Below are 24,645 nucleotides of genomic sequence, written 5' to 3'. Positions count from 1 at the left end.
TGATCTAAACCCCATTGAAAAGAAATGGGCTCAAGCTAAGTTTCTACGCCAAGGGTGGATGGAGAATAATCTGCCTAAGCTATTTCAGGATATGGGCTGTATTTATTTTATTGTGAACTGACTATATAGCTAGGGTGGCATCTATTTTCAGAAAGTTAGACAAGAGAAGATAGATATAAGCTTGTAACTCCATTGGTTACTGTATAACACACTAAACACGACTAAAATATGTATTCTTGGGTAGAGTGTTAAAACTTCTGTTTATATAAATGTAGATCGGATTCCGGTAATAATTTTACTCCAAATGATGGCATGTCTATAATATATCCTCTGTTCAAGCAAGAACCTTGGTAGGATTTAGGCGTATCTTGAATACCACCTCCTACTAGAACCAATTGATCCAGCTTTACATGAGTATTACCCATAGTAAGCACATTCGCTTGAAGATTCCATTGTGTGTATTTATAATTCAAAATAGGTGTAGCTACTTTGCTGCTATCCACACTATAAAATATGAGGCAATTATCTTCTTCACTGATGTAGAACCTGCCAACTACCCCAATTGCATCTCTTGGCAATGTCCTACCTTTTTCATCCAGCTCTTCGTAGTTTTTATATTTAATAGAACCTTTTACAAAATGCTTATTATAAGAATAAGGCTCTTTGCCCTGCCCATCATTTAACGTAGGTGTCGTTGGCACATCATTAATCATTGATGGCGCATTCATACAAGCTGCTAGATTTAAGGTAACTAACGCTAAGATAGGAGTCAGCAGAGTAAAATATTTTGACACGTATAAGCTCCTAAATTGTTAAAACGACTCAGAATTTGTTTTAGTCTCGACCGTACCACCAAGCTCTTTTACCAGAGCTGCCATTAAATCCTTATCAATCTGTTTGGTCAGAAAATCTAATAAATTATTAGCTGTATACTTCTTTAAGCCCTCTACTGAATCATTTTCCAAAACATCTACTAAGATTGAGAGCCGCCAGCACCTTTAGCAAACAACGGATGTTCTACCTCTACATCACTATAAAATGGATTATCAGTGACTGTAACTGCTGCCTGAGAAGATAAGGCAAAGAGAGATAACGCTATACTTAGAATAACTTTTTTCATAAAAACTACTTTTTTTGATATTTAGATTAACACACCAAGTGCAATGACCCCTGCCGTCAAATCCGTAGAACCAAATTTGGGAGATTTTAATTACGCAGCCTGACGATAATAATCAAACCACACCTGTCTTGGCGATTTAAAGCCCAAGCCCTTTTGAATCCTAGTCTGATTATAATACAACTCAATATAGCCAATGATATCGCTGATCGCTACAAACCTTGTTTTATAGTCTTGGTGATACACCAGCTCATTCTTTAATGTGCCCCAGAAGCTTTCTATCGGAGCATTGTCAAAGCAATTACCTTTACCACTCATTGAGCCTTTAAAATGATGCTGATTGATGATTTTGTGATAGGCCTGACTGCAATACTGGCTGCCTCTGTCAGAGTGCACAATCAATCCTTGGCTTGGACGTTTATTTTTGATTGCCATATTGAGTGCACGGCATACTAGATCAGCGGTCATACGTTTGTTAATGGCATAGCCGACCAGCTCTTTGGTGTATAAGTCTTTAACGCCTGCCAAGTACAGCCAGCCCTCATTTGTCCAGATATAGGTGATGTCACTGACCCACGCTTGGTTAGGGCGACTGGCATCAAACTTCTAATCCAGTACGTTTGGATAGACCAGCTTATTGTGATTGGAGTCAGTGGTGACTTTAAAGCGCTTGTGGCAACGGCATTTAATGTTATGTTCCTCTTTAATGCTTCTAACCATGTATAGGCTAATGTCATGGCCTTGCTCTGTTAGCTGTGCATGCAAACGCTCATAACCATAACGTTCTTTACTTTCACTGTGAGCGGCTTTAACTAGTAGCTCGCAATGGTTGCGATGTATCTGCTGCTCGCTGATATCGCGTCTACTCCAATCATAATAGCTTGATGGTTTTACGCTTAATACACGGCACATATAGGTGATGCTAAATATTTGCTGATTGTCTTTAATAAAAGCGTACCTGACTAGCTTTGCTTGACGAAGTACGCCGTCGCCTTTTTTAATATCTCTCGTTCCTCTTCGGCAACTTTAAGCTGTCGTTTGAGGCGCTTGTTCTCTTCTAGAACAGCTATAAGCTGTGGATTATACTGCTAAGTGCTTACAAGCTTGCCTTGATTAGCTTTGTTGTTCCAGTTCGATAAGGTTTGCATGGCAGTGCCAAGTTGCTTTGCAGTCGCTGCAATATTGCCATTATTGTCTGCTATCTTCTTAACAGCTTCGGCTTTAAATTCATCGCTGTAGGTTCTTACTTTCTTGACCATGGTAAACTCCGATTAATACGCTTAGTTTACCAAGTTTATCTCTATGAACCGCCCCGACTATATCGGAGAGTGTTTTACTTGAGTGAGGCAGCAATGCCTGACAGGGTTAAATTGTCATAATACCGCTTTTCAAACTCAAAAGGCGACACATAACCAATCGTGCTATGCAGTCGTGTTTTATTGAACCAGTCCACCCATTCAAGCGTTGCCAGTTCAACATCATTTACACCGTTCCAGCTCTGCTTTAAATAATGAATCACCTCAGACTTGTAAAGGCCATTGACTGTCTCGGCCAAGGCATTGTCATAAGAATCCCCTGTTGTGCCAACAGAGGCAATCACACCAGAGTCCGTCATCTTATCTGTATAGCGAATGGATAAATACTGAACCCCTCTATCGCTATGATGAATCACATCTTTAGGATTATTCCTGTATGCAATGGCCTGATTGAGCGCTGCCATCACCATATCGGTGTTCATGCGATTAGACACCTTCCAGCCCACAATAGCGCGAGCAAACACATCAATGATAAGGGCGGTATAGACCCAGCCGCTGGTTGTCTTGATATAGGTAAAGTCCGCCACCCATAGCTGGTTAGGGCGGTGGGCACTAAAGTTACGATTGACTAAATCATTCGCCCGCAGCTGATCATCACGACTATTGGTAGTAATCTTACTCTTACCGCGCCAAATCCCTTGCATACCGTGCTGTCTCATTAAGCGCTCTAGGGTGCAGCGTGCGATATAAATGCCATCTGCCTTCATCTGCCGCCAGACTTTGCGAGCACCATAGCGGCATTTGCTGTCCTGCCAGATGCGTTTAATCTCGCTGATGCAGAAGTCATCATGGTGGCAACGCAATGAGCGCTTGTGTGGGTTGTTGCTTAAGTCTTTAGCGCGATAATAGGTTGATTGGGCAATCGGTAATACTCGACAAATTGGCTCGACCCCATAGAGGTGTTTGTAATCATCAATAAACTGAGTCATTATTTCGGTGGGCGGCCGAGCTCCGCCTGGGCGAAAAAAGCAGCAGCCTTACGTATAATCTCATTGGCTTGCTTGAGCTCGCGACATTCGCGTTCAAGCTCTTTGATGCGCTCTTTGTCACTTTGAGCTTGCACTGAGGCAGGAATGGTTTGATCAATGTGCTTTTTATGCCACGATCGTAGGGTTTCAGGCGTACAGCCAATCTTAGGGGCAATGGCTTGAATCGCTGACCACATAGAGGGATAGTCACCTGCCGCTTCAATCAGCATCCGAACGGCGCGTTCTTTGATCTCAGGAGTATAAGTTTGTCTTTTCATTGTCGTATTCTCTCAGAATGTTGAGTCTCCGACAATATCGGGGCGGTTCACTACGCTTTCTTCAGCATAGCTCAAAAGATAATGCTGGAGCAGACAACATACTGTTTGTAGGGTTGATATGGGTAATATCTTCCAGTTGAGTACTTTGAGTAAAAAAACCATTCTTCACTAACAGTGCATCATCCGTCAAAGTGTATTTTATATTAAAAAATAGTACTAATAGCAGGAGGGCAATTGGTACTGCTAAAAAACTAATGAATGCCATTCTGCTAATAGAAATATAATTGTATATCCACTCCCATAAGGGCATTAGAATAAGCAGTAAGCTAGAACCCAATATTAAAAACGCTAACCAGAAATCAATCTTTGATGTAAATACAGTATTTATCATAATTCTTTAGCAGAATGCCCATAGTTAACAACTATATTCGAAAATCTGACATTATATACACTACGAAGTACACTGCCATGAATTTAATAGTTTGATATATTAGGGGGCATAGATTACAGCCAAGAATTTTAGTCCTTACTAGGGAGTTAAACCAGTGAAAGCACCTGATTCAGTTCGCCATAGGTATACTGTTAAAGACCGCATAGAATTTAACCCTATCATTACGAACATGGAATTGAGCTGTTTATTCTTTAGTAGTTTACGTATAGTATAGTTACTAGTTTTTAGGGAGATAATATTATGATGATTTTAAGAAAATCTTTTTATACCCATGCTAACACTACTTGCCGGGTGTACGTCTAATCCAGCGCTAAGTTTCTCCTATGTTTTATCTCGTATACTGAAATCATAAATACAGTGCATGTTACAACCCATCTGTTATGAAAAAATACTTAAAGACAAAGGATAACGTCATGAAAAACTTATCAACTCTAAGCAAATCTATCATTATGGTACTTAGTATTGCTGGCGTCAGCACTGCTGCTATCGCTATAGGACAAACTGCCATCACAAATAGCCAAGTCAGTGAAGCCGTAGCAGCGGCACAAAGTAAAATCAGTCTTGAGCAAGCCATTGTTATTGCTCAAAAAACTATTAAAGGCGATGTTGTTAGTGCTGACTTTGAGCAACATGACCATTCAGCAGGTGGTGATTATGATATTAATATTGTCGCCAGTAATACCGAATATGAAGTAAAGGTTGATGCAAATAGCGGTAAAGTTTTAAGCAGTAAGCGAGAGAAGCTTGATAAAAAAGATATAGCAGAATATAACGCCATGAAAAAGTCTGAAACCAGTCTCAACCAAGCAATAAAAAAGGCTAACCAGAGTGTGAAAGGAAAAGTTATTGAAGCAGGGTTTGATATGGATTTTGGCAAACCTGCCTATAAGATTGAGATTATTAAAGGCACTCAAGTACATAAAGTGGTTGTCGATAGCATGACTGGTAAGATTATTCGTAGCCAAGTAGAAGCAGCTGATAATGATGATTAATATTACAGTAAGTCGAACTGATAAATAAGTTAGCACCCATGTCTAATGATTTCTAAAAGGCTCTAAGCGACATCACCATATCGCTTAGAGCCTTTTGGTTTAGAGCGGCTACTATAAAAATATGATAGGGCGGATTAGGATTGCATGAGCTGCTTTTGAAAGTCTTTGATGTCATCAAAACTGTTCATGCTACTAGCCACTTGCTCGGCCAGTTTCTTAATATCTGATTGGTTAGTCATTGCTTATTCTCCGGTTAATGAATTATAAGCAGTTACACAGTTTTTAGGAAAGGCTCGATATTTTTAAAAAACCGAACGTTTGCCTTAAGGCCATTTATATTACATTGATAACCATGTATGTCAGCAACCATTCAATCTAAATGACCGTTACACCGTTTCTTCAGCATAATTTACTTGTCGAATGACCCTTTTAAAAAATGCAAAGGCATTTTCAGCTCCTTTTAATGCTTGTTGGCGTTGTGTTAGTGTCAATTCTAAGCCATCTAATTGCTCTTTAAATTTACGCCAATGCACCATTCTGCCATCTTTATGTGCAGATAGGTGTTTTGCACCATGAGTACTTGTAAGTTCAATTTTTTGAGCTTCTTTATATAAAATTGCGGCGCCTAAATTTGAACCTTCAGAGCAATAAAGCCAACCAATAGATTCAAACTCACTTGGACTAGGTATAGCCTCATCGACTAACATAGTCTTAACGTGAAGGTCTTGCATGTCCATGGCTACTTGTTCTAAGCGTGATAGACTATTAAGTCCCTTAATCTTAAGGTTTAAGCTGGGATTCTCATAGATAGGTTGCAAAACTTCGTGAAAAGCATTTTGTGCTTGTAAAAATTTACTGTAATTTTCTATAGAGGCAAATGGTTCCATAGATAAAACGAGCATGTCAACACTATCATGTGTTTGGCGGGAGTGCTTTTTTAATGCTTCACTAAGAGGTAAGTTCATCACTGTTTCCTATATTTATTAATTTAAGGGGCGCTCTCCCATTTCATCCTATTTAGTTAGCTTTTTTTAGATTGAGCGCACGCCAAAATATTTTTGGGTTTTTATTGATAGTTTTTTATGTATTTTATCCAAGACATATGGGCTAAAATTCGTAGGTTAACCCTACTTTGTAATTTCTTCCTGGTGCCGTAAATCTTTCAATGCCAACTCCTTGGTCATCTACCATAGAGTTGACGTTTAATTCTGCTAACGAACGCAAGTTATCCCACGGAACATATTTAGCATCAAATAAATTAAACACCCCTGCTGATAGTTTTAAATTAGAACCTAATTTTTTACTCCCATAAACATCATATACATAAGCCGATTTAGACTTATCAATGTGCTTATAAGGAGCAATGACATTTTCATAAGGCATGTTATAACCATTTGATTCTAAGGTAGCTACTTTTGCGTCTTCAGCATGTTTTCTGCCTAAATACCTTAGATTCGCAGACAGTTGCCAATCTTTTTTAGGTGATTCATATCCTAGCCCTAACGTTGCATTTAAAGGCTGAGTCGCAAGCAGGTTGGTTCCTTTGTCAGTTTTATCTTTGGCATAATTTAAATTAGCAAATACCTGAATCTCTCCTTCTGTATCAGCAAGCTGTCCAACATCCCATACGCCTCCTAAACGCAATCCATAAGTCTCTGCATCCCCAATATTTTGGGCGCTGAGTATATTTATAAAAAGGGGTGAACAAACCGGTTGGCCGGTCGAATAATCTTCATAGCATCGTTGTTGTTCCTCTTGAGAATTCAACAAGCTGATAAAGTCACTATATTTGGTATAAAACCCTGTGGCTGTAAAGCTTAAATCTTCAAACTGTCCAGACAAACTGAGTTCATGATTGAGAGATTCCTCAGGCTTAAGATGAACATTGGGTGTCAAGCTGTTTCCCATCATCTCAAATGCTGAATACATTTGGCTGGTAGCAGGCGCCCTAAATCCAGTAGACAGCTGATACTGGGTCTGCAAATTGGGACTGATTTTGTAGTTTATGGAGAACATTCCGCCTATATTGTCCATTTTCTTATTGTGGTCAAACTCGCCATTCTCATAATCAATACGTACCGGATAATATTTGCTCGCCTTCTCGATGGCTTTTTTATTGATTTCATCCATATAAGGTTTGTAGTTGTAATTGTCATATCGAAGCCCAATCGTCGTATCGAGCTTTTCCGTTAAAGTTATTTTGTCTTGAATGGCCACATTGAAGATATCTTGCTTCACTGAGGGCCCAATAAAATCGTACCAAGAACTGGGGTTGCCTGAAGAAGGAATATAAGTTTCTTCTAAAGTCAATCTATGGTCCGTCTTTGCATATTTTGTATTAACTGACAAAGTGTGAGAACCTAGCTTCTCAGTTTCTAACGGTAAGCTTGTTGCCTCTATACTTAGTTGTATGGTTTTGTCCTCTTGAGGCCGATGCTTCACTCCATCTACCCTATAAGAGTCAGATCCCCATACTTGGCTATAAGTTTCTGTATTAGCCACTCCTGTAATTTTTTGCTGAGTTAAAGTGGTATTGACCTCATCTATGAACTCACTAGTAATAGGTAGGTATCTATGACTGATGCCATAACTTTCTAATTCTGCAGTATCCTTACCAATTCTTGAAGCAAAAGTCTTTCTGGTAAAGTTATTGGATACTCTATCCGTTTTTTGTTTAGTGGCATGAAAACCTAATCGGTTTTCTTCGTTCAAATGGAGGTATAACTTTGCTAACGTTGCCTCTGTTGTATAACTTAATGGGTCAGGTAATATTGCTGCTGTACTAGATCTGTATCCTGTAGAGGGATATTTATAGTCTGGATCATTGATAAAATCATAGGCAGGATCTAGTTTGTTTTTATCGAAATCTAACATTCGGTGATTTTTTGTTTCATGTCCTTCACGATGCACATAATTAATTATTGCCTCAACCTTATCGTTTTTCCCTGCTAAACCAAAAGCGTTACTAAATTCTTCATTGCTATTGCTATAACCTGTTTTGATATAACCACCAAGTTGACGATCAGGTCTTATTAAATCTTCTGGGTCTTTGGTCTTGAAACTAACAGACCCTCCCATTGCACCACTACCAGAATTAAAAGAGTCCGCCCCGACTTCAAACTCCACCTCTGACAGAAGCTCTACATCGGGTGAAAATCGACCCTCAAACATATATCCATAAGCTGAAAATATTTCATTGACTTGCTTATCTGGCAAGCTAACGCCATCTAAGTTTAAAGCTACCCTATTGCCATCTACCCCTCTGATGGCGTAGCCATTGCTACCATATCTTCCTGCATCTGCCACACTTATATCAGGGTTATAACGGACTAAATCTTTATCACTGTCAATTAGGTTGTCTGATATCGTCTTGGCCGTTTTAAGGTCGTCCCCTACATTTATAGGGGGCTGCTTATTAGCATAAACAGTTATCGTGTCCATATGTAACATCGGTAAGTTTTCTTCTTGGTGCTGAGTATCCGCAATGGCTGATTGATACATCAAAGTTCCAACAAGAATACTTAATAGGGTTTTAGACTTACCTTTAAGACTAGGTATATATATCGACTTCTTATAAGTTGAATCCTCGTGCATTCCAAATTTCCTATAGTAAAAATAAGCACAATTTTCTTCACATCAGCCTCGTCGTCAAAGGAAATAATATTAATTGTTAATAACATTGCTGATAGTTTCTTCATATAATAAAACAATATAGTTACATTGTAAACGATAATCATTAACAAATAGGAAAATATATTATCTTAGAGTATTTTACTTTTTGCAAAGGCTTAGCAAGGAGTCAGGAAAACGTCTTGCAATAGTAGGAAAAATTAAGCGTCCGGCAATCGAGACATCCACACAGCAACAGTGATGCATATTGCGCATGTAACCCAAGCAAGCCACTGCAAACTATCAGAAAATCGGTAAAACAACATACCGCATGACATAGCCATCATTGACCAAGCCAAATATTTTGCCTTACGAGGAATAGCTCGATGCTGCTGCCAATTCTTTACCATTTCACCGAACACTTTATGTTTGAGAAGCCACTGATTGAATTTATCAGACCCTTTAGCCCAGCACGCTGCCGTTAGTAAAATGAAAGGAGTGGTAGGGAGTACGGGAAGAAGAATACCAATTAAACCTATGGAGAAAAAAATACTGCCTAAAACCATAAATAATATGCGTATTATACGGTTATGATGGATTTGGTTGAGCATTACTTTTTTTTGTAAATTCGATGCATTTGGTGAAGGTTGCACATTGTTCATAAGAAAGTAGCTCGATAGTTAAAAAGTAGCAGCCAGTTATTTAGCGAACTGCGAATATTTTTATTAGAGACTAAACTGTATTAGCAGATAGTCTTTTATAGGTCATTGTAAATGATAATCATTCAATTATCAAAATTATGATGTGTTACTACCGCAATCATTCCAATGAATGAATGTTTTACGATTTATATTGAATATTTTTGATAAAAGTATGGCGGTATTTTTTTATGAGAACTAATAGATACTTATATTACAGACCTATACTATCAATCCTGTAGAACTTGACTCGGGGGTTTTATTTACGCAGTCTGATAATGAAAGTCAAACCACATTTTTCCTGGCGTTCTATAGCTTAAACGCTATTGAATCCTACTGCTAGGATAGGCATTATTTTGCCTCGGGGCGTAATAGTGCTTCGCTTCCTCCTTCCTCACTTAAGAAGTCTCATTCGTCCTGAGCTGCCTAGCTACTTTGCCGTTATTGTCTGCTATCTTTTGACGGTTTCAGTCTTAAAAGCTGCACTATAAGTTCTGGTTATCTTAATCATGATAAACCCCTTATTGAGTTGTTAATTTACCAAAATGGGTTCTACAGTTTTTTCAGCATAGCTTATAGATGCCATAGTGTAGTTATGAGGCTATTTCCGAACCGAGGATTTTAATTATTATTTAGAGGCTATTTATTGTTAGACCGTGAAATCGCACTTTCTCTATAACTATCCGCCACTAGAAAAAAAGAAAATCAGTATTTGAATAAAACCCCTTTGTTAATCATCCTAAGTTAGTTGACTACTACACTCGCTACAAAAGCAATGTAAGATTCAAGCTTGTAAAGACCATAGTCATTGTCTTAGAATGGCATTGTTAACGATAATAGCTATTTTGTTAATCATTCTTTCTAAAATGCTTTAAACTGACGTTTTAAGTTAGCACACCTCCTTACTTATAAATGTTACCTATGCATCATCAGCATGCTGGTAATACGATGACCCTATCATGTCTACTAAGCGCCGTAAGCTTGTTTTACGATATTCATCACCGGTAACGATGTGGTTCGGCATGTTGGTCGCATGTTTTGCTTGGATCATGCACATCACGCTGTTGCTCACACCTCTATGGGATGATAATGCCCACTTAGGTCATGGTATCTGTGCAGAGCTTGCACCGATTGTATCGGCAGCTAAGCAGTATGAGAAAATACTGACTGATATTGCGCAAACGAATCACAACATACCCATTGATAGTGCCGCTCGTCATTTAACTCATCATAATGCATCCTTATCTTTAGCATCGCCTGCGACCGTTGAGCCAATCATAACGGTTGACGCCGCACCTTCCCAGGAAGCCTTATATAGCAAAGATAAGATTGAAAGCTCTGAATCTAACCCTGATGCCGTAAAATACAGTGGCTGCGACCTTTGCACTGCCATGTCTGCGGCACTATTGCCAGTCGCTTTTACACATACTGACTCGGCTTTGATTGAGCTATCTACTGTCTCAGTCACTTTTTTGTATCGCTCACATACCTACTCTCCTAGTAATTTTTTACGACCCCTCGCACGCGCTCCTCCACCAGTCACACCTACATAACTATCTACATTTATAGTCCAATATTTTTAGAACATTAATAACAATGCTCTCAATCAACGCGCCTACTTGACGCTCTGATTGAGGCACTTGTACCCATTTGTCTAAAATACCGTGCTCAAAATACTATCTATTTATATCGGAAAATATTCGGTAAGTGCCTACTCTAAGCCCATAAATAGCTTGGCTTACATTGCAGTTTGGTAAAAAACTGAATAACCGATTTCATAAAATATTTTTGCAAATTTCTAGGAAAATAAGATGTCATCTTCATCAATGAACGCTGTACCTATTTTAAAACTAAGTGTTTTAGCCTTGTCTTTATTGCATATCAGTAGCGCTTATGCCGATTCTACAACCGTAAAGGCGTATACGCATACTACGGATGATGAGCCACATATCCGATTGCCAGAAATCGTCGTTTATGCGACAGCAGCGGATAAGCCATCTAGTACCGATGCACTTGGAACAGCAGCCAGCCTTAATCAAAAATTTATTAGCAGCAAACAAGTGGCAAGCAGTGATACGGCCACTATACTGACAAAAATACCCGGTCTGAATGTACAAAGTGCCGGTGGCATCTCAAACTTGCCCGTGATGAGAGGCTTGGCGGACAACCGTCTGCGTATCTTAGTGGATGGCGTTGACTCAATCGCCTCTTGTCCGAACAGTATGAACTCACCCTTGTCTTATATTGCGCCAAGCGCTATAGACAAGACCACCGTTTATGCAGGTGTGACGCCTGTGAGTGTCGGTGGTAATAGTATTGGCGGTACTATCGTTGTCGAAACAGCAGAGCCTATCTTTTCAACGGATAGCGACATACTAACTTCAGGTGAAATTGGCACATTTTATCGTAGTAATGGTGACGCCTATGGGGCTAACTTGTCGACCACAGCGGCAAACGATCAGCTTAGCCTCACCTATAAAGGCAGCTTCGCACAGGCAGATAACTATAAAGCTGGTGGTGATTTTAAATCTTATACCCAAACAGGTAACCCTAATAAAACATTAGCGAAAGACGAAGTTGGTTCAACCGCTTATGAAAGCAAAAATCAGTCATTAGACATTGCTTATAAGAGTGGCAATCATCTGCTACAAGGAACTTATCTGTGGCAAAACGTCCCAAAAGAGCTATATCCAAATCAGCGGATGGACATGCTCGACAATCAGCTTGACCGCATTAATTTGCGTTACAAAAGCGAGTTAAATTGGGGGCAGTTAGAAGCACAGGCCTATCATGAAAAAGTCGATCACTATATGAACTTTGGAGACGACAAACAGTTCTTATATGGCGCCGCCACAGGCATGCCTATGAATACTAATAGCAAGACTATTGGAGCCAATATTAAAGGTATTATCGATTTAACCAACCAAGGCACGATCAATATAGGTGCTGAATATCAAGACTATAACCTTGATGACACATGGGCGGCATCTGGCGACGGTATGATGTCGCCAAATGACTTTCAAAATATCAACAATGGTCAACGTCAGCGTATCGGTATCTATGGCGAGTGGGAAAAAGCCATCTCTTCTGAATGGACGACCCAGCTTGGTGCGCGCTATGAAAACGTACGTACCAGTGCTGATGAAGTACATGGCTATCAAATCGGTGGTCAAAACAATATGACCAATCAGCTGCGAGATAGCGCTAACTTTAATGTCAGTGACCGTAGCAGCACTGACCACAACATCGACGTTACCGCGATTGCCCGCTACAACATTGATGCACAAAAAACCTTAGAATTGGGGCTTTCTCATAAAGAACGCACACCCAGTCTCTATGAGCGTTATACGTGGTCGACATGGCCTATGGCGGCTGTCATGAATAACACTGTTGGTGATGGCAATGGCTATTTTGGTGATCCTAATCTACGCCCAGAAAAATCCAACACCCTATCTGCCACCTTAGACTGGCGCGGTGCTGATGATAGCTGGGGCGTTAAAGCCACGCCTTACTATTCAAAAATAGATGACTATGTCGATGCCGTACAGTCGGATCGTATGACGAACACAGCGGCTGACACTCACACCGCCGACCAATACAACGTACTGCGTTATACCAACCAAGATGCTGAGATATACGGCATCGACCTGACAGCCGATCGAGAATTGACATCCAATGCTTGGGGAAACTGGGGGATATCCGGATCACTTAACTACACCAAAGGAAAAAATAAAGACAGCGGATCAGACTTATATAACATCATGCCATTCAATGGCAGTGTTGCCCTAAATCGGGAAAACAACGGTTGGAAAAACCAAATTGAAGTGGTTGGTGTTTCAGCTAAAAAGGATGTATCCACCCCTCGCAACGAAATTAAAACAGCAGGCTATGGCTTATTAAATCTCAATACAGGCTATCAATTTAAACAGGTAGCGATTGAGGCTGGTATCGACAATGTGTTTGACAAAAACCATGCCCTACCTTTAGGTGGTGCCTACATGGGGCAAGGTAGAACCATGTCTATGAATAAGGAGATAGATGGCAGCTCTAACTGGGGCACGGCTGTACCTGGCGCGGGTCGCTCATTCTATGTGGGTGTTAACTATAAGTTTTAGGTGTCATTAAGATAGATTATTAACTGACTTTATTTCTCTTATACCATTTCCAAAAATTAGAATAATAAGGATAACTTTTTTGACTATGACCGCTAACAGGATTAGCAAGTCTAATAAAGTTAATCGTATTTTTGGATTTGGTATTATATTATAGGAAGCACTTTCATGACTATGGCACTCTTAATTGCAGCATTCTTAATGGGATTTTTTGGCTCGCCGCATTGCTTAGGTATGTGTGGTGGTATCGTGACTGCATTCGGACTATCGATGAAAGAAGCTAGTCCAGCAAAAAAACGCGACCTCATTGCAACTTACCATCTAGGGCGCTTACTTAGTTATGCCCTATTGGGCTTAATTGCCGGTGTGATTGGCACCACTGTATTAACGCCCCTAATGGTTGGCAATAGCACACCTCGCATCCTACTAGGCCTGGTCTTGGTATTTATAGGATTAACCATGCTAGGTCTGCCTTTTTTGAACAAGCTTGAACGTCTTGGTATGCACTTTTGGCAAGCTTTAGCACCTCTGCGGCAGAAAGTATTCCCCTTAAATACCTTTCCTCGGGCATTGACGGCAGGTTTATTATGGGGATTTTTACCCTGTGGTCTCGTTTATGGCGCGTTACTTATGGCGGTCGTCGGTCATGACCCGCTCACAGGTGCCGTGTTAATGTTTGTCTTTGGTCTAGGAACCGTACCCATGCTCGTCGCTACGCACGGAACGGTCAACTGGATGCGCAATCAAATCGGGCGTTTGCGCCTAAGGCAAGTGAATGGCGTAATCATGATGTTATCTGGCTTAGCCGTCATAGCGGTGCCGATGATCATGGCCAATATGCATGGTGGACACGGGCAAATGAACCATGAGCAAATGAACCATGAGCAAATGAATCATGAGCAAATGAATCATGAGTAAATGAATCATGATTGATAAAAAATGTCTTTCATGTAAATAGTAGACAATGATATTTTAAACTATCGATAGGGCATGTTTAGCATGCCCTATTTTTATCTAATAATGCGCCAACCTCTGAACTTAGCAAAGAAACCCTTAAGTCTTTCAGAAAAATTCAAAGCCTCCGATTCTGTTACCTCCTCGACATGATGACGAGCCGCCAGTATCGGCTGTTCTACCAATCTTTCGTGATGATCAAAAGCACGATCAAGACTGATACTCATGATAGAGAAGTTGGTCGGCCGTGGTAGACAACGATATACTTGACCTTTATTAATTAAATCAATGACCATATGAGCGTCTTTGAACTCCGTCAACATCAGAACCATCAAATCTGGCTGGATGTTTTTTAAGGCATAAACAATGGGGGTAATATTTTCTTTATTGAGCGTCGAATCCGTAATCGTGACGCCAAAGCGTTTCTTTTGTAATAACTTTGCTGCCTGTTCAAGGTTACTGGCCCAACTCACGGTATAAGCACTCTTAAAGTGACTTTTTATTTGCTGATAGACGCTCTCGTCGTCATCTAATACCAATATATTACGATTGCTGCCTGTGCGGCCACCAACGCAGCGTTGAGTGTCATTACCTTGCATAGTATTTTGGGTGATCTCTTGTGTTTGCTGAGCAATTTCTGTGGCTTTATTAACGATTTGTTTAAGCTCATCATTCTGCCATGGCTTTGTAATATAACGATAAATTTCGCCCTCATTCACAGAGTCAATCACTGCATTCAAATCAGCATAACCGGTCAGCAAAATACGCAGCGTATTTGGTGAGGCCGCTTTGATATCACGTAACACTTCTGTACCTTGCTTATCTGGCATGCGTTGGTCGCTGATGACCACTTGCACATCATGCTCGCTAACATACTTCATCAATTCGCTAGCATCAGTGGTGATAAATACATCATGTGACTGGCGAAAATGCATTTTTAAACTGCGTAAAATGCGTGGCTCATCATCGATAAAAGCGATTTTTGGTTTTTGCATGACGCTCTCTTTAAATAAGTGATTGGAAGTCTCTCAACTTTCAAATAAAGCTTGTGAAGGTTTAGGTTCATGAGCGATAGACTGTATCGGTAGCATGAGGGTAAATGTCGTGCCCTCCCCAACGATTGAGCTAACCTCAATGCGTCCATCATGTTGCTCCATAATTTGTGCCGTAATGGCCAATCCCAATCCTGTGCCATCGCCTGCTTTTTTGGTGGTAAAAAACGGCTCAAAGATATGATTTAAAACATCCTCTTTGATACCAGATCCATTGTCTATAATGCGTACCACAACATGTTGCTGCGCCTTATCAATAGATGAGCTCACTTGTAATGTCCCTTTATGATCACTCGGTATGGCTTGGGCGGCATTATTAAATAGGTTTAATAGTACTTGGTTGATTTGCGAAGGATTACATTGAATCAGCGGCAGCTCTACTAGATTGGTTTCGACGTCTAGAGTTTTTAAATTATTGCGCGCCATAATCAATGAGGTATTGATGCAATCATTGATATCGACATCTTTTACCTTAGATTCATCAATTCGAGAAAAGTCGCGCAAGCTGACGACCAGCTCGGCAATCTGATCGACGCCGTAAAGTCCATCTTTAATCAAATCGGCCAAATCCTCACTGACCTCATCTTCTTTAATTTCCTCGCAGCATTGTAAGGTTTGCTCTATCAGTTGCTCGACTTGTTCTTGATTAATAGTTGGCGCTTTTAAGGCATGCAATAATTGATCGGTATGCTGTAGCAACTCATCAAAACGCATAAGGTTATCGCCAACCAATTCCATGTTACTACGCACATAGCCCAGCGGCGTGTTGACCTCATGCGCCACACCTGCCACCATTTGGCCAAGGGTAGCCATTTTTTCGGAGCGCACCAGATGTACTTGTGAGGCTTTTAACTCATCCATGGCTTGCTGTAAATCTTGTGTGCGGGCGGCGACTTGTTTTTCTAGATGAACATTGATTTCAGCAAGTGCGCCTTCATTCTCGACGACGCGATCAATCAATTGATTGGTCTGCTCACTAATAACTTGAATCTCACTGACATTTGAATGAGGAAGTTTGTGCGCGCTTAATTGTTGATATTTTTTTTGCTCAATTAACACCCCCATGTCAGCCACTGACTGTGCCATGTGCTTTAGCGGCCGCGTAAAGTAGCGACGAAATACCCATGCGGTCAACAACAAGATAGGAATGAAGCCCAACAGCATGGCTTGAATCAGTTTATTAGACAGGGCATTTGCCACGCTCATCAGGTCATTATCAGGCTTGACGATGACCATCTTCCAATACGTAAACGGCATGCGAAACACGAAGGCGGTGGCGGGCTGCTGCAACACAAAATCATTGGGCACAGAGATGGTATCGACCAAATGACTGTCTACCAAATTAAACGTTTGATCGATATTTAACAGCAATAATGCTGAGAGTAATTTGGACTCTTGCTCGCTGATTTTATTCAGATTGGTCGTACTTAGAATACTACGAGCAGCGAGCGTATAGCGGCTTTCATCTTTAGTTACTGCCTCATCTATCAGTGTCTGATTAATGCTATCTAGACTGTCCGCAATAGGGGCAAAGCTAGGGTTGGCATCTGCCAACTGCCGTGCCGTTACGACCTGGCCCTGACCGCTATCTTTAGTTGCGTGCATGACCATCGACTGATCTGGAAAGGTCAAAAACCGATTGTCCAAGTCTACTAAAAAGACATAACCACCGAGCTTATCTTGCCACTTTTTCATCGCCTCACCGAGGTTGTCTAATAGCAGATTAAAACTCACCACTCCATCAAAAGCCTGATTGCGACTATCGTATAATGCCTTGGCACACGTCATCATCGGCTGATTACTCACCGGATCGACATAGGCACGGCTCCAGACACAGTGGTCATGACGCGCGTACATCGCAGGAATATACCACCAATCACGATAATAGGGATTGGGGGTTTGGCGCGCTTGATTGTAACGCTCTAATGGCTGCATGCTGCCTGACTCATCACGTGACCACACAAATGACTGCCGCTCTCTACCCTCAGCGTACATATTTGGATCAAACCATACGCCGCCGCCTACAATGCGTTGATCCATTTGTTGCATGAGATTGCCAAAGGTTTCTTTATAAAGGGCGTCTTGTTTTGGCAAGCCGCCCGCCATCGTACTGGTGGCTTTCGCCAGTCCGTCGACATGATTGATACTCGCCATGATGCTGTTAATGGCTTCGTTGCCTGCTTCAACCACTGTCTCTGAGGTCATCTCCAGTATGCGCGGCTTAGCTTGGGTTTCGATGACCCAGTACACCAGCAAAATAATAAGCAAAAAAGCCAATGTTAAGATAATCAATATACGGGTGGAAATACTACCAAACCGACCAACAACCTTCATAAACACACCTAATATCTATGCGCTAACTGTTTTCGATAAGTCATTGAATGACTAAAGATATGAGTGTGACGCCACCGCTATTTATAATAGGCCCAAGGATACGATGCCGTTATGACAATATGATGACAAGAATAGTATTTGACCTTATGTTTGCTATTGCCTCGTTATTCGCGGCAGCCATATGATCTCTTCATTATTTATTCCTGCGACTTTTTTTAGCATAAACGACACTCCTCTTATGGGGAGCATATGTCAGGCTGAACCACCCCGGGATTATCGGAGACTTAACATTCTGAGAGAATACGACAATGAAAAAACAAACCTACACTCCCGAGATTAAAGAACGTGCCGTTCGGATACTAATAGAAGCGGCAGGAGATTATCCCTCCACATGGTCAGCCATTCCTGCCTCAGTACAAACGCAAAGCCAAGAACAACGTATTAAAGAGCCTGAACGTCAAAATATAGACCTCAAGCAAGCCAACGAAATTATACGCAAGGCTGCTGGGATTGAAGCCCAGGCGGAGACGGGCCGTCCACCTAAGTAATGGTCGACTTTATTGACGACAATAAACACCTTTATGGGATCGAGCTGATTTGTAGAGTCCTACCGATTGCCCGTCAATCTATCACCGTGCTAAATACTTAAAGTGCTACCCTGAACAGCGGTCACTGCACAGCGATAGAGGGGTTCAGTACTTATCCATCCCCTACACTTCTAGTACGGATGAATCGAACGTTATTGTCTCTGTTGGTACAATAGGCGACTCTTATGACAATACATTGGCTGAAACAGTCAATGGACTGTATAAGTCTGAGGTGATTAAATATCTAAAGCAGAGCGGAAACGGCGTAAATGATGTTGAACTGGCAATCCTTGAATAGGTAGATTGGTTCAATAAAACACGACTGCATAGCACGATTAGTTATGTGTCACCTTTTGAGTTTATAAAGCGCTATTATGATAATCTGTTAGGTGAAGCTGCCTGACTCAAGTAAATCAACCTCCATATACTCGGGGCGGTTCACCTACCCTATTGTGCTACTATAATCACTGCACTACAAAAGAGTTATGTTTTGGACAAATATCATAAAACAATTTAGATACGTCATTTTCCATCCAGCCTTTGCGTAGAAACTTCACTTGAGCCCACTTCTTCTCGATAGGGTTCAGATCAGGGCTGTAGGGTAGTAGCCATAGAATACGATGGCCATGTCTATTCAGTAGTTTTTGAATACGCTTATTTTTATGAAAGGCAGCGTTATCCATCACAAGTACACATTTTCTCTTAAGCTTTGGTAGCAGCGTGAACTTGCACCAGTGATAGAAAACCTCTTTATTGATGGTGGTCTTTAAGCAATCGAGTGCAAACAGCATTTTGCCATAGAGCGCACCAATGACATTGGTTCTATCTTTGGCTTGCCAGTTATAACGGTCAATGCAAGGGCTACCAATAGGCGCGTAACCATAACGGCGTATCGTCTCACTTTCAAAGCCACTCTCATCCATGTAGACAATAGCAAAGCCCTGAGCGATGTGGTGGTTAAGCTTGGCCAGATAAGTCGCTCTTCTCACAGGACAGGCTTTGGGATGCTCAAGTGTCTTTTTTTTTGCTAATACCAATACGCTTTAAGGCTTTACTAATACCTGTTGGGCTACATCTGAAACGCTGGGCTCGCTCATAATGGTAATTGTCAGGGTAATCCTTAACATCTTGAGCTAAGGCTTCATCCTCTATTTTGTAGGGCTTGATGTCTCGAGTGGTTTTACTGTGGAGACGCTTTTTCCACTTCTGGATGGTCGTTGGACTGATATCATAGAAAACAGCAGCTTCAGCAAAGGTCATGCCCTCATCTAAGCTTTTCAGAACTTGTTTGCGATAATCTAGGGAGTAAGTCATGGTTATTTATACTGATAATCGTTTAGTTGATTTATTAGACCTCTTGCAAAAGTAGCAGAGGATTTTACAATAACTCATACATTCACAACTGGCTAAGAACCATGCCAAACATAGATAAGCTACTCTAACAAAATAACGCAGGCTTCAAACGCTATACAGGTATTCATAAAGCGACCTTTTATGAAATGCTTGAGGCCATGCAGCAGCATGAAACCCAAAAGACCAAATCAGGTAGACCAAGGGTGCTTAGTCTTGGGGAACAGGAACAAATATTACTGGCCCTGACTTATTAGCGTGAATACCGGACGCTGTACCACATCAGTATGGACTTTGGTATTCATGAGTCTTCTGCTAGCCGTATTATTCGTAAAGTAGAATATGTTCTTATCAATTCAGGCAAGTTTGAATTACCTAAAAAGCTGCCTAGTAGAGTCGATGACGATATTAATTGGTCAGTCGTGATTGTCGATGCAACCGAAACCCCTATTGAGCGTCCAAAAAAAACCAAAGAGACTACTACAGCGGCAAGAAGAAACAACACACCTTAAAAGCTCAAGTAATCGTTCACTGGAAAACAGGTTTGATATTAGATGTTCAAACTTCCAAAGGGTCAATCCACGATTTTAAGCTCTATAAAGATACTTGTCCTGACTGGTTACCTTGTGACGTTAAACTATTAGCAGATAGTGGTTATCAAGGTATAGCAAAGTTACATGAACAGAGCTTCACCCCCTTTAAAAAGCCACGTGGGGGCCAACTGTTAGAGCTCTGCAAACAAGCCAATCACTATCTGGCAAAGTTTCGTATTATGATTGAACATAAAATAGGCTTAATTAAATTGTTCAAAATTGTTGCTCATAAATATCGCAACCGTCGTCAGCGCTATGATCTTAGAATTAAGCTATTCGCCGGTGTTGTTAATTTCGAGCTTGGTTTATGACTTTTGCAAGAGGTCTATTATTGCGATACCTTTCAATAATGCCTATCGGTAACTGATTAACTAAATGAGCAGGGATATCTAACTCACGTAGATGGGTTAGATTAGCCAAGCTATCAGGAAGCTGTTCTATTTTTTCACTAATGACAATAAGCTCCTCTAACTCACTTAACTGACCTACTGACTCTGGTAAACGCTCAAGCGCTTCACAATTTAGCCTCATGTGAGTTAATTGGCTTAGATCGCCAATGGTTTGCGGGATTTGTTTTAATGAACCACTGGTAATATTTAATGCTCTTAGGTTTGTAAGTTGGCTAATATTATCGGGTAATATCGTTAAATGTTCATCGTTAATTAACAGTTCGGTCAAGCAGCGGATATCTGCTAAATCATCTAACAAGTTATCTGGTAATTTGTCTTGATTACTATGCAGGTGCAACTTGATATTACAGCTCATATCTGCCAGTACTTTAGGAACGGTAGTCACATCATGAAAAGTAATTTCTAAAGTTTTTAGATTTTTTAGTTCATGCAAATTAGCCGGCAGAAAAGCTAAGCCATTACATACTAAGCTTAGCGTTTCAAGATTAACTAGATCGGTAATAGTATTTGGCAGACTATCAACAGCTTGCCCGGCATCACTACCCGATGACATGCAGCTATTCAAAGCTAAGTTTCTTAATTGAGTCAAACAACCAATAGCTTTTGGTATGGGCTGCGTATACGAATCAATTGATAAAGAAGTCTGATTAGCCAGCTCATCAGGATCTCTTGAAATGGTATGGCTAGGTAGATTGCACAATTCTGCCCATTTGATTACTTCCTGTAGGGCTTCTCGATCGATACTTTCAAGAGGTATGTGGTCAGTATCTTCATCTACTACAGCATTGCGATTCAGACGCTGCTGTCTTAGCAGATACTCCTGAATACTAGTGCGACGAATAGGCTTAATAGTATTGCTTGTCATCATGTTATTAATCCTCCTGTTAAATTTGAAAAGCAACTCGTCGTTAAATAATTTAAGATCACATTATTAACAACTAAATCTTAATCTCCATACAACTCTAACGCACTATGTAAACGCTCATGGATAACCCCTTTCAACGCTACTGGCTCAACAACCACGGCCAACTGCGACATACTTACTAACCAATCTTGAAGACGCTTAGTATTGGCAACAGTAGCACTTACCTGATTCCAAGTATCATCAGTCATAGTAATCTGCTGATCTTGTGATAATGGACGCTCATAAAGATGCTGACAGGCATATTTTTGCACCCTTAAAACCAGTTTTATTTGGATACTATCAGTAGGTTCTAACTTACCTAATTTATTCAAGTTATCTAATGAAAAAATATCTCGCCCTACCCAGTCAGGTACTTGCTTATCTATGACTACTGCCTCAGTGATACGATTGACTGCAAAATTACGATGCGCTTTTAGCAGTACCTCATCATCAATATGATCATCAGTAGGATTAAAGCCTGTGAGGTAGATCATATTGTCAATAAAGATAAGCCCTTTGGGGTAGATAACTCTTTCAGTAGAACTGCCATGCCATTTATTTTGATAGCTTATTTTAAGTTGCAGCTTATTTAGCAAAGCTTGGTGAATGCTTGCAATCACATCATTTTTAAGCGTCGGTGCCTGTACTATGCTCGGTAAGGTAATGAGATAATCTTGCCATTGTCCTAGCTTACTTTGATGGAAACCATCCTTGTTGTGCCGACCTAACTGGGTGAGCTTATCTGCAATACTTTGCTTAAAAGAGGTTGGTAAATAGTTTGCAGTGTATTTATCTAGCATCTCCCAAAAGAACACCGTTTGCTCATTGATAATATCGATGCTAAAGCTCGGCTCAATATAAAAGTGTGCTGTTTTGCCGCTAATATTTTGCTCCCACGCTGGTACTCTCACCAAGGCGTTACTATAAAAAATATCGTTAAAGATTTGATTTAAGGCAATCAGATCATTCTCTAAGTTCTTACGCTCATTAGCGAAATTATCCGGATTATCACCATAACCAACCATAAGCTCTGTTAATGACATAGCATCAGCTTCACTCCGAGGCAGACATTGATATAAAGCGAATAGACGTGTCGACTTTGTATAGCTTGCGATTGGGTGTGTGGACATATGGGTTTCTCAGTTAAATCGTTCAATGGTAAGTTTATAGCTTCATTACTAAAACAATCGTTCAATCAAAACGAAGCAAAATCGCTGTGCCATTATCATAAGCATCGCCTTCTGAATCATAAACTTGGCCCTTCAGAGCGATTAGCCAATCCTGTAAATCAGTCTCCGCACTGACAGGTTGCCATTGCTGACTTGGCACTAAGTCATGAATACCATCCGTACAAACCAAGAGACAGTCGCCACCATCAATATCCATCGTTCGAGAGATGCTCTCTGGTGCTTCACTGCTTGTATAACTGTCATCAGTGGTCAATGCAAAGCATTCAGTAATGCTATATAAGCTCCCCGCCATCCCTTCTCGGTTATATTCTGTAAACTCTGCTTGGCGACCTTGCTCCTGTGCCTGCTGGTCGATGAGTTCATTTAGCAGATTATGATCGCGTGTCAGACACTGCCATTGTGCCGCGCCTTTGGGCAGCCAGTAGACACGACTGTCACCTACATGCGTTATCGTTACTTTTATTATTCCATCACTATTTAGCTCTCCAACAATCATCGCGAGGGTTGCTGCCGCGCCATGACGCTTGGATGAATGCTTAGTTTTATTAATCAGCTGATGAACACCCTCTGAACGGATGCTCTTCTGCTCACTCCATAGCCGACTAATCGCTTTTACCACCGCCTTTGAGCAATGCTGTGAATAATTAGAGCTGGCAACACCGTCAGAGACTGCTAAACAAAAAGGAAGCTCGACTGATGTCACTGCCATCACGCCTAAATCTTCTTGATACCAATTGTCCAAAAAGAAAAAAGCATCTTGTTGCAAATTATTGCTAGCATTACCTTGGAAGGTGATAGCACAGGTTTGTGCTGTAGGAAGCATATTTTGGGCTGCATGGTTATTTGAAGAGATATTCATGATGTTGTGCCTATATATTTATCATACAGGCTAGTATAACGAACAACCTATAAAATTATTTTCTAGGTTTTCTATTATTAGAAATTTTAGCGCACAAATATATTCTAATAAAGATCACTCTACAAGCCAGCATGCTCTATATGAGACATTGACCTCTTTAATAAAATTGGATTTTACGCTCAAATATAATAGCGGCAATATAAGTGAAAGATAGAAAAAATATATCATAAAAGAACCCCCATGAGTTGGTCCAACTCATGGGGGTTCTTTTATGATATATACGTCTTTTATTAAGTAATAAACACAAAATTTCTTCGAGTGCAATTATTAATACTAGATAGCGTTATATAGCTATGAATCTAGTCCATTACAATTGGAGTGCAGAAAGCAGTATCCTTATTTTTGATAGCTCTAAAGCACTTTAAAATACCATTATCTAATTCAGCAGATTGAGCTTCGCGTAGATTATCCATTGCAGTCTCAGAAACTACTTTGAACGTTTTCATTCTAATATGTACAAGTTCGCCAGGTTTACCGTTTAAAGAAACCTGTTCCACTAAATTTTTTACCCGACCATCATCACCAAAATCAAAAGTAGCGTCATTAACAGTACTATATTTCTTACCATTTTTTAGCTTATAGTCCATATTTTCTATACCATAAGTACTGGCACCACCTATGGCACCCGTGTAAGTACAAGCAGACTTTGTCATTTTTTTCTTAGAGATTGAGTCAATAACAGTGCATTGAGTTTTACCTTTAACTTCAGCAACTCCAGCCATTGCACTGACTGACATTAATGATAAAGGGATAAGAACAAATAGAGACGCTAATTTCATAGATATTTCCTAGGCTTGGTTTGTTTAATGGC

Annotated in this window: 20 protein-coding genes, 4 pseudogenes and 2 other annotated features; of the genes and pseudogenes, 7 read left to right on the top strand and 17 right to left on the bottom strand. The window is 40.5% G+C overall.

Going from position 1 to position 24,645, the window contains the following annotated elements; all coding sequences use genetic code 11:
• Window positions 1-248: 248 nt before the first annotated feature.
• The 6 genes and pseudogenes from KZA12_RS13970 to KZA12_RS14985 all read right to left on the bottom strand — a co-directional run bounded on the left by KZA12_RS13970 (window position 249) and on the right by KZA12_RS14985 (window position 3,944).
• Entirely contained in the window at window positions 249-794 is a 546-nt protein-coding gene (locus KZA12_RS13970; protein WP_218690645.1) for a hypothetical protein, read from the bottom strand.
• Between the two features lie 18 nt (window positions 795-812).
• Window positions 813-965: a hypothetical protein gene (locus KZA12_RS13965; RefSeq protein WP_218690644.1), complete on the bottom strand. Its 153-nt coding sequence runs from the start codon at window positions 963-965 to the stop codon at window positions 813-815.
• 8 nt (window positions 966-973) lie between these two features.
• Window positions 974-1,120, bottom strand: coding sequence for a hypothetical protein (locus tag KZA12_RS13960; protein ID WP_218690643.1), 147 nt, complete (start codon window positions 1,118-1,120; stop codon window positions 974-976).
• A 90-nt stretch (window positions 1,121-1,210) separates the two neighbouring features.
• Window positions 1,211-2,376: pseudogene (locus tag KZA12_RS13955) on the bottom strand (IS3 family transposase).
• A gap of 74 nt (window positions 2,377-2,450) precedes the next feature.
• Window positions 2,451-3,679 (bottom strand): IS3 family transposase gene (locus KZA12_RS13950; RefSeq protein ID WP_373416634.1). Its coding sequence is split into 2 segments (ribosomal slippage): window positions 2,451-3,403 and window positions 3,403-3,679, totalling 1,230 coding nucleotides; the frame shifts between segments, so codons are not numbered across the junction.
• Window positions 3,288-3,404: a sequence feature (AL1L pseudoknot), on the bottom strand. Its footprint overlaps the gene before it by 117 nt.
• Before the next feature lie 61 nt (window positions 3,680-3,740).
• Entirely contained in the window at window positions 3,741-3,944 is a 204-nt protein-coding gene (locus tag KZA12_RS14985) for a PH domain-containing protein (protein ID WP_256932989.1), read from the bottom strand.
• A gap of 599 nt (window positions 3,945-4,543) precedes the next feature.
• On the opposite strand from KZA12_RS14985, the gene KZA12_RS13940 reads away from it, so the two are divergent.
• Window positions 4,544-5,122, top strand: a complete 579-nt coding sequence (locus tag KZA12_RS13940) for a PepSY domain-containing protein (protein ID WP_218690640.1) — start codon at window positions 4,544-4,546, stop codon at window positions 5,120-5,122.
• A 386-nt stretch (window positions 5,123-5,508) separates the two neighbouring features.
• Here the strand turns inward: KZA12_RS13940 and KZA12_RS13930 are convergent, their stop codons facing one another.
• From KZA12_RS13930 to KZA12_RS13920, 3 genes are all read right to left on the bottom strand, one after another.
• Entirely contained in the window at window positions 5,509-6,087 is a 579-nt protein-coding gene (locus tag KZA12_RS13930; protein ID WP_218690639.1) for a biliverdin-producing heme oxygenase, read from the bottom strand.
• A 142-nt stretch (window positions 6,088-6,229) separates the two neighbouring features.
• Entirely contained in the window at window positions 6,230-8,716 is a 2,487-nt protein-coding gene (locus tag KZA12_RS13925) for a TonB-dependent hemoglobin/transferrin/lactoferrin family receptor (protein WP_256932988.1), read from the bottom strand.
• Window positions 8,717-8,952: 236 nt separating this feature from the next.
• Complete coding sequence (locus tag KZA12_RS13920) at window positions 8,953-9,393, bottom strand: YbaN family protein (RefSeq protein ID WP_218690638.1); 441 nt, start codon at window positions 9,391-9,393, stop codon at window positions 8,953-8,955.
• 995 nt (window positions 9,394-10,388) lie between these two features.
• Between KZA12_RS13920 and KZA12_RS13915 the strand changes: the two genes are divergently transcribed.
• From KZA12_RS13915 to KZA12_RS13905, 3 genes are all read left to right on the top strand, one after another.
• A complete protein-coding gene (locus KZA12_RS13915; protein WP_218690637.1) occupies window positions 10,389-10,982 on the top strand; it encodes a hypothetical protein in 594 nt (197 codons plus the stop codon).
• A 258-nt stretch (window positions 10,983-11,240) separates the two neighbouring features.
• Window positions 11,241-13,544 (top strand): TonB-dependent receptor, encoded by a 2,304-nt coding sequence (locus tag KZA12_RS13910; RefSeq protein ID WP_218690636.1) that lies wholly within the window; start codon window positions 11,241-11,243, stop codon window positions 13,542-13,544.
• 165 nt (window positions 13,545-13,709) lie between these two features.
• Window positions 13,710-14,459 (top strand): sulfite exporter TauE/SafE family protein, encoded by a 750-nt coding sequence (locus KZA12_RS13905; RefSeq protein WP_218690635.1) that lies wholly within the window; start codon window positions 13,710-13,712, stop codon window positions 14,457-14,459.
• Between the two features lie 92 nt (window positions 14,460-14,551).
• Here KZA12_RS13905 and KZA12_RS13900 read toward each other — a convergent pair whose 3' ends face one another.
• Window positions 14,552-15,490 (bottom strand): response regulator, encoded by a 939-nt coding sequence (locus KZA12_RS13900; protein WP_218690634.1) that lies wholly within the window; start codon window positions 15,488-15,490, stop codon window positions 14,552-14,554.
• Between the two features lie 33 nt (window positions 15,491-15,523).
• Window positions 15,524-17,881, bottom strand: coding sequence for an ATP-binding protein (locus KZA12_RS13895; protein WP_218690633.1), 2,358 nt, complete (start codon window positions 17,879-17,881; stop codon window positions 15,524-15,526).
• 308 nt (window positions 17,882-18,189) lie between these two features.
• Between KZA12_RS13895 and KZA12_RS13890 the strand changes: the two are divergent.
• Window positions 18,190-18,871: pseudogene (locus tag KZA12_RS13890) on the top strand (integrase core domain-containing protein).
• Window positions 18,387-18,502: a sequence feature (AL1L pseudoknot), on the top strand. (Overlaps the previous pseudogene by 116 nt.)
• Window positions 18,872-18,932: 61 nt before the next feature.
• Here KZA12_RS13890 and KZA12_RS13885 read toward each other — a convergent pair.
• Both KZA12_RS13885 and KZA12_RS13880 read right to left on the bottom strand, forming a co-directional pair.
• Complete coding sequence (locus tag KZA12_RS13885) at window positions 18,933-19,457, bottom strand: transposase (RefSeq protein ID WP_218690632.1); 525 nt, start codon at window positions 19,455-19,457, stop codon at window positions 18,933-18,935.
• A 19-nt stretch (window positions 19,458-19,476) separates the two neighbouring features.
• On the bottom strand, window positions 19,477-19,782 hold the full coding sequence (locus KZA12_RS13880; protein WP_218690631.1) for an IS630 transposase-related protein: 306 nt from the start codon (window positions 19,780-19,782) through the stop codon (window positions 19,477-19,479).
• Window positions 19,783-20,087: 305 nt separating this feature from the next.
• Between KZA12_RS13880 and KZA12_RS13875 the strand changes: the two are divergent.
• Window positions 20,088-20,330: pseudogene (locus KZA12_RS13875) on the top strand (IS5/IS1182 family transposase); the annotation flags it as partial.
• A gap of 8 nt (window positions 20,331-20,338) precedes the next feature.
• Window positions 20,339-20,722, top strand: a pseudogene (locus KZA12_RS13870) (transposase family protein); the annotation flags it as partial.
• Here the strand turns inward: KZA12_RS13870 and KZA12_RS13865 are convergent.
• The 4 genes from KZA12_RS13865 to KZA12_RS13850 form a co-directional block, all read right to left on the bottom strand.
• Entirely contained in the window at window positions 20,700-21,689 is a 990-nt protein-coding gene (locus tag KZA12_RS13865; protein ID WP_218690629.1) for a leucine-rich repeat domain-containing protein, read from the bottom strand. The pseudogene KZA12_RS13870 and the gene KZA12_RS13865 sit on opposite strands and share 23 nt — an antisense overlap.
• 77 nt (window positions 21,690-21,766) lie before the next feature.
• Window positions 21,767-22,855: a YafY family protein gene (locus KZA12_RS13860; protein ID WP_218690628.1), complete on the bottom strand. Its 1,089-nt coding sequence runs from the start codon at window positions 22,853-22,855 to the stop codon at window positions 21,767-21,769.
• A 61-nt stretch (window positions 22,856-22,916) separates the two neighbouring features.
• The gene (locus KZA12_RS13855) at window positions 22,917-23,774 is read right to left on the bottom strand and encodes a PP2C family serine/threonine-protein phosphatase (protein WP_218690627.1); all 858 of its coding nucleotides are present in this window, start codon (window positions 23,772-23,774) and stop codon (window positions 22,917-22,919) included.
• A 359-nt stretch (window positions 23,775-24,133) separates the two neighbouring features.
• Window positions 24,134-24,613 (bottom strand): hypothetical protein, encoded by a 480-nt coding sequence (locus KZA12_RS13850; RefSeq protein ID WP_218690626.1) that lies wholly within the window; start codon window positions 24,611-24,613, stop codon window positions 24,134-24,136.
• Window positions 24,614-24,645 lie beyond the last annotated feature (32 nt).

The sequence above is a fragment of the Psychrobacter sp. BF1 genome (genome assembly GCF_019279065.1).
Lineage (GTDB): Bacteria > Pseudomonadota > Gammaproteobacteria > Pseudomonadales > Moraxellaceae > Psychrobacter > Psychrobacter urativorans.
Note: the sequence above shows the minus strand (reverse complement) of the source record. Positions and strands in the feature narration are given on the sequence as shown.

What these genes read in the sequence shown, in the direction of transcription:
- KZA12_RS14985 (WP_256932989.1), bottom strand. Translation starts at nt 3,944, where the DNA reads ATGGCATTCATTAGTTTTTTAGCAGTACCAATTGCCCTCCTGCTATTA.
- KZA12_RS13940 (WP_218690640.1), top strand. Translation starts at nt 4,544, where the DNA reads ATGAAAAACTTATCAACTCTAAGCAAATCTATCATTATGGTACTTAGT.
- KZA12_RS13880 (WP_218690631.1), bottom strand. Translation starts at nt 19,782, where the DNA reads ATGACTTACTCCCTAGATTATCGCAAACAAGTTCTGAAAAGCTTAGAT.
- KZA12_RS13925 (WP_256932988.1), bottom strand. Translation starts at nt 8,716, where the DNA reads ATGCACGAGGATTCAACTTATAAGAAGTCGATATATATACCTAGTCTT.
- KZA12_RS13930 (WP_218690639.1), bottom strand. Translation starts at nt 6,087, where the DNA reads ATGAACTTACCTCTTAGTGAAGCATTAAAAAAGCACTCCCGCCAAACA.
- KZA12_RS13850 (WP_218690626.1), bottom strand. Translation starts at nt 24,613, where the DNA reads ATGAAATTAGCGTCTCTATTTGTTCTTATCCCTTTATCATTAATGTCA.
- KZA12_RS13895 (WP_218690633.1), bottom strand. Translation starts at nt 17,881, where the DNA reads ATGAAGGTTGTTGGTCGGTTTGGTAGTATTTCCACCCGTATATTGATT.
- KZA12_RS13960 (WP_218690643.1), bottom strand. Translation starts at nt 1,120, where the DNA reads ATGAAAAAAGTTATTCTAAGTATAGCGTTATCTCTCTTTGCCTTATCT.
- KZA12_RS13900 (WP_218690634.1), bottom strand. Translation starts at nt 15,490, where the DNA reads ATGCAAAAACCAAAAATCGCTTTTATCGATGATGAGCCACGCATTTTA.
- KZA12_RS13905 (WP_218690635.1), top strand. Translation starts at nt 13,710, where the DNA reads ATGACTATGGCACTCTTAATTGCAGCATTCTTAATGGGATTTTTTGGC.
- KZA12_RS13855 (WP_218690627.1), bottom strand. Translation starts at nt 23,774, where the DNA reads ATGAATATCTCTTCAAATAACCATGCAGCCCAAAATATGCTTCCTACA.
- KZA12_RS13915 (WP_218690637.1), top strand. Translation starts at nt 10,389, where the DNA reads ATGTCTACTAAGCGCCGTAAGCTTGTTTTACGATATTCATCACCGGTA.
- KZA12_RS13920 (WP_218690638.1), bottom strand. Translation starts at nt 9,393, where the DNA reads ATGAACAATGTGCAACCTTCACCAAATGCATCGAATTTACAAAAAAAA.
- KZA12_RS13860 (WP_218690628.1), bottom strand. Translation starts at nt 22,855, where the DNA reads ATGTCCACACACCCAATCGCAAGCTATACAAAGTCGACACGTCTATTC.
- KZA12_RS13865 (WP_218690629.1), bottom strand. Translation starts at nt 21,689, where the DNA reads ATGATGACAAGCAATACTATTAAGCCTATTCGTCGCACTAGTATTCAG.
- KZA12_RS13910 (WP_218690636.1), top strand. Translation starts at nt 11,241, where the DNA reads ATGTCATCTTCATCAATGAACGCTGTACCTATTTTAAAACTAAGTGTT.